The organism is Aliterella sp. E5.1, assembly GCF_057473825.1.
Genome location: NZ_JBYCCV010000168.1, coordinates 1 through 4,730, shown reverse-complemented (window position 1 = coordinate 4,730; position 4,730 = coordinate 1). Strand labels below are relative to the sequence as shown.

Here is a 4,730-nt window from a genome sequence, read left to right as displayed (position 1 = left end):
CAGCAAGAACTTATGCACAGTTAGACCAGGCAATCACGGATGCTCTAGCTGCGGTGACACTCCAAGATATTATTGGCTGGTTTACCCACTGTTGTTGCTATGTTTCACCCAACTGAGAACTGCTGTAAGTCTTGGCTTAACGGCATTAACCTTAATGAAGATGAATTCCAGCGATTTGAATATGGTACGCCGCCAGATAAAAACGGCGATTATGCTTTTTTATTGCACGTTCTCAAATCTTTAAAAAGCACAGGACAGGCAGCAGTAATTTTGCCCCACGGAGTGCTATTTCGGGGCAATGCAGAGGCGCGTATCCGCCAGAACCTTGTAAAGCAAGGTTATATCAAAGGTATCATCGGCTTACCTGCAAACTTATTTTACGGCACGGGCATTCCCGCTTGCATTATTGTCATCGACAAAGCTAACGCCGCCGCTCGAACAGGGCTATTTATGATAGATGCCAGTAAGGGTTTTATTAAAGATGGCAACAAAAATCGATTGCGGAGCCAGGATATTCATAAAATTGTCGATGCGTTCACCCGCCAAATTGAACTGCCTTGCTACAGCCGTACAGTCAGTTTAGAAGAAATTGCCAAAAATGACTACAACCTCAATATCCCGCGCTACATCGACTCTAGCGAGCCTGAAGACCTGCATGACCTCAACGCTCATCTAAATGGCGGCACTCCTAATGCGGATATTGATGCGCTGCAAGCTTATTGGCAAGTGTTTCCCACTCTACGCAAAACTCTGTTTGCACCGAGCGATCGCGCAGGCTACAGCAATAGCTTGGTAGAGGTAAGCAAGGTAAAGGCAACAATTCTAAATCATCCAGAATTTACTACTTTTGCCGATCGCTCTTTGCTGCTTTACACTAACTGGTGCAAGGAACACGACGAGCGCTTAAAGGGAATTGAGATCGCCGATAAACCTAAAGAGTTAATTTTCACGTTGTCTGAAGACCTTTTGACTCGATTTACAAAGGCTGATTTATTAAGTCGATATGAAATTTATCAGCTATTGATGGACTACTGGGCGGAGACGATGCAGGACGACGTGTACGTGCTAGTGCAAGATGGTTGGGCAGCAGGGCGGGCTTTGCGGCAGCTATCGGAAAAGAGGGGCGAGAAGCTAAAGGAAACGCCGGATCTAGTTATCGACAAGCACAAATATATAGCGGTTCGCACTTGAGTGCAGTACACCTTAAGCATGACCTCACAGTAATTAAATCCTAAAGCTGTACTTTATCGGAATGAGAACTGCTGTAAGTCTGACTTAGTTCCGCCTGGGCTAATCATCACCCGTTACTTTGCCCAGCAGCAGGAAGCAATTGATCGGTTGCAGGTGGATCTCGATGCCATTGCTCAAGAGTTGGAAACGTTGGTTGAAGAAAACAGTGGCGAAGAAGGTACGCTAACAGATGCTCAAACCGATGCTGGTAAATTAACTAAATCTAGCGTCGTGGGTCGGTTGAAAGAGTTAAAAGGCGATACCAGCGCTCAAGAGGAACAGACGGTATTGCAGCAGTGGCTCGATCTATTCGACCGGGAGGCGGAGGTAAAAAAAGCAGTGAAGGAGGCGCAAGCAGTGCTAGATGGATTGGTGTTTGCCCAATACCCGAAGCTGACGGAGGACGAAATTAAAACCCTAGTGGTGGATGACAAATGGCAGGCAACTTTAAGAAATGCGATCGCTTCAGAAATTGAGCGGGTGACGCAGCAGTTAGCAAATCGGGTGAAGATGTTAGAGGAACGCTATGCCGAACCGTTGCCGCAGTTGGTGCAAGAGGTAGAGAAGTTGTCGAGTAAGGTGGAGGGGCATTTGAGGCGGATGGGGTTGGTATGGTGAAGGAAGGATATAAGCAGACTGAAATCGGGCTAATTCCTGAAGATTGGGAAGTTAAGCAATTGAAAACTGCATTGAAGACAAACCCTCAATATGGAATTAATGCTGCTGCGGTTACGTGTCAAGGTAATCTCCCTACTTATATTAGAATTACTGATATTTCAGAAGAAGGTCACTTTAAGCCAGAAAACTTAGTAAGTGTTGAACATTCCAGCGCAAGCAAATATTTTCTTGAAGAAGGTGATTTAGTTTTTGCAAGAACTGGTGCTAGTGTTGGCAAGTCTTATTTATATAGACCAAAAGACGGGAGGCTCGTGTATGCAGGATTTCTTATTAGGGTAAAAGCTGATAAAGATGTATTGTTACCAGGCTTTCTTTCTCAGTATGTAAAAACGAAAGCCTACTGGAATTGGGTGCAGTTAATGTCTATGCGGAGTGGACAACCGGGAATTAACGGTAATGAATACGGTCAGTTATTATTACCCCTACCACCCCTCCCCGAACAACGATCACTCGCCCAAGCTTTATCTGACGTAGATGCCCTAATTGCCGCCCTATATAAGCTCATTGCCAAACAGCGCGACCTCAAAAGCTCCACCATGCAGCAACTCCTCACAGGTAAGAAGCGCCTACCGGGATTTGGTGAGGGACAGGGTTGTAAGGAAAGTGTGATCGGTTTGATTCCTGAAGATTGGGATGCCTTGAGGCTAGGAGATATTGCTCCATTACAGCGTGGCTTTGATTTGCCTACATCTCAATTAAGAAGAGGTCATTATCCCGTTGTTTATTCAAATGGAATAATTAATCATCACTCTGATTTCATGGTCAAAGCTCCAGGTGTTGTCACTGGACGCTCTGGCACAATTGGAAATGTGCATTATGTTTCCGAAAACTATTGGCCTCATAACACTGCTTTGTGGGTCACTGAATTCAAATGTAACAACCCAAAATATATCTATTACTTGTATAAATCAGTCAAGTTAGAAAGGTTTGGCAGTGGTTCGGGTGTACCTACACTTAATAGAAATGATGTTCACGATTGGATTGTTTCTATACCAAAAGCAGAAGAACAAAGAGTGATCGCAACGGTATTGTCTGATATGGATAAAGCGATCACAGCTTTAGAAAGTCGCCTTGCCAAAACCCAAGCCATCAAGAGCGGCATGATGCAAGAACTTCTTACTGGGAGGACGAGGCTGCTGTGAATTCCCAACCCTTGCCGACCTGCTGGATAATCGCCGGACCTAATGGCGCAGGCAAGACGACTTTTGCCTTACAGTATTTACCCCAAGTTGCCAACTGCCGCATCTTTGTCAACGCTGATGCGATCGCCGCAGGCTTGTCACCTTTAGCTCCTGAAGCCGCACTTCTTGCCGCCAGCCGCATCTTCCTCAAAGAAATTGAAAACCATATACGCAATCGTCAGAGCTTTGCTTTTGAAACCACTCTTTCAGGACGCACCTATCTCAAACTTATCGCTCGATTACAAGCAGATGGCTGGAAAGTGGAACTCATTTATCTGGCACTGCCAAATTTAAAAATGTCAAAGATGCGTGTAGCAGAGAGAGTAACTCACGGCGGACACAATATTGCTGAAGCAGACCTCGAACGCCGATTTCCTCGCAGCTTACAAAATCTTCTGACTGAATTTAGTTTCCTAGCAAATAGCACTAGCTGTTTTATGAACAGTGGCGAAAGTCCTGAACTAATATTCGTCCAACAAAGAGAAAATCGAACTATTATTAATCAAATCCTATTTAATCAACTCACTCAGCAGGCAGAATTATGAGCCAATTTTCTCAAGATACTCAAAAAATACTAGATACCCTCACACAAGTTGCTACTGAAACTCTTGAACGTAAGCGTCGTCTAGGTCACTATGCAGTCATCTGGCAAGACGGTGAGCCTGTAGCGATTGGCGAAGATGCACCGCAACCCTTAATCGAACCAGTATCAAAGCCTCAATAAGGCGTTAAAAAAGAGATTGCAAAGAAAAGTGTGAAGAACAAACACCCCATACAAGTTCTGGCGTTGCCAAATGTGGCGGTTCATAATTCTCTGAGGCAATATAGGTAAGACATCTATTTCCTAATTCTTCATAAGCAAGAAGAAAACTCTTAGGAATTACTTACCTAAAAACCGCAATCAGCATGAGTACGATTACCCCTCACTACCGCAGCGTACAGCAACTCCTGCAAAATCAATCTTTTGCAATCGACGAGTACCAACGCGAGTATAAGTGGGAAAAAGAAAACATCGACGAACTACTGAGCGATCTGCGGGACAAATTCTTAAACTACTACCAAACAGGTGATGCAACTTCTAAAGTCAGTACCTACGATGGGTATTTTCTTGGTTCTATCATCGTCAGTAAACGCAATGGTAAAAATTACCTAGTTGATGGACAACAGCGCGTTACTTCTTTAACTTTACTGCTAATCTACCTTCACAATGCTGCCAAAGAGCAGGGGTTAGCGGTAGCAGGAAGTATTGCTCCGTTAATCTTCAGTGATAACTTAGGCGAACCTAAATTCAATCTAGACATCCAAGAGCGACTGCCAGTCATTGAAGCACTTTTTTACGCAAGGGACTTTAACCCAGATGACAAGGATGAGTCGCTTCAAACCATGTATGCGCGCTACGACAATATCGAGTCTAAGGATCTAGTGGGCGAACTTAGTGAAGCTTTACCGCACTTTGTCTATTGGTTGATGACGAAAGTAGGGTTAATTGAGATTGCTACAGACAGTGATAATTAGGTAGTGCGTCAGATTATTGTGGGATAGGTCACGATATCATTCCAAGTCCATGGTCGAGAGGTTAATCCTGCTCGTTGTGCGGCAGTGGACTTGAACCGACTATGCTGCCAAATCCAATTGAAGTAA

At 44.4% G+C, this 4,730-nt stretch carries 3 protein-coding genes and 3 pseudogenes; 5 read left to right on the top strand and 1 reads right to left on the bottom strand.

The window, feature by feature from the left end; genetic code table 11:
* Positions 1–126 precede the first annotated feature (126 nt).
* From AC2VE5_RS24130 to AC2VE5_RS24110, 5 genes and pseudogenes are all read left to right on the top strand, one after another.
* A pseudogene (locus tag AC2VE5_RS24130) lies at positions 127–1,848 on the top strand (N-6 DNA methylase); the annotation flags it as partial.
* Positions 1,842–3,050, top strand: coding sequence for a restriction endonuclease subunit S (locus tag AC2VE5_RS24125; RefSeq protein ID WP_486890170.1), 1,209 nt, complete (start codon positions 1,842–1,844; stop codon positions 3,048–3,050). The pseudogene AC2VE5_RS24130 and the gene AC2VE5_RS24125, both read left to right, overlap by 7 nt.
* Positions 3,051–3,061: 11 nt before the next feature.
* Positions 3,062–3,634, top strand: a complete 573-nt coding sequence (locus tag AC2VE5_RS24120; protein WP_486890171.1) for an ATPase — start codon at positions 3,062–3,064, stop codon at positions 3,632–3,634.
* Positions 3,631–3,813 carry a hypothetical protein gene (locus AC2VE5_RS24115; RefSeq protein ID WP_486890169.1) on the top strand — a complete coding sequence of 61 codons (183 nt, stop codon included), beginning with the start codon at positions 3,631–3,633 and terminating at the stop codon, positions 3,811–3,813. Before AC2VE5_RS24120 ends, AC2VE5_RS24115 begins: the two co-directional genes overlap by 4 nt.
* 182 nt (positions 3,814–3,995) lie before the next feature.
* A pseudogene (locus tag AC2VE5_RS24110) lies at positions 3,996–4,601 on the top strand (DUF262 domain-containing protein); the annotation flags it as partial.
* Positions 4,602–4,612: 11 nt separating this feature from the next.
* Here the strand turns inward: AC2VE5_RS24110 and AC2VE5_RS24105 are convergent.
* Positions 4,613–4,730, bottom strand: a pseudogene (locus AC2VE5_RS24105) (IS1 family transposase); the annotation flags it as partial.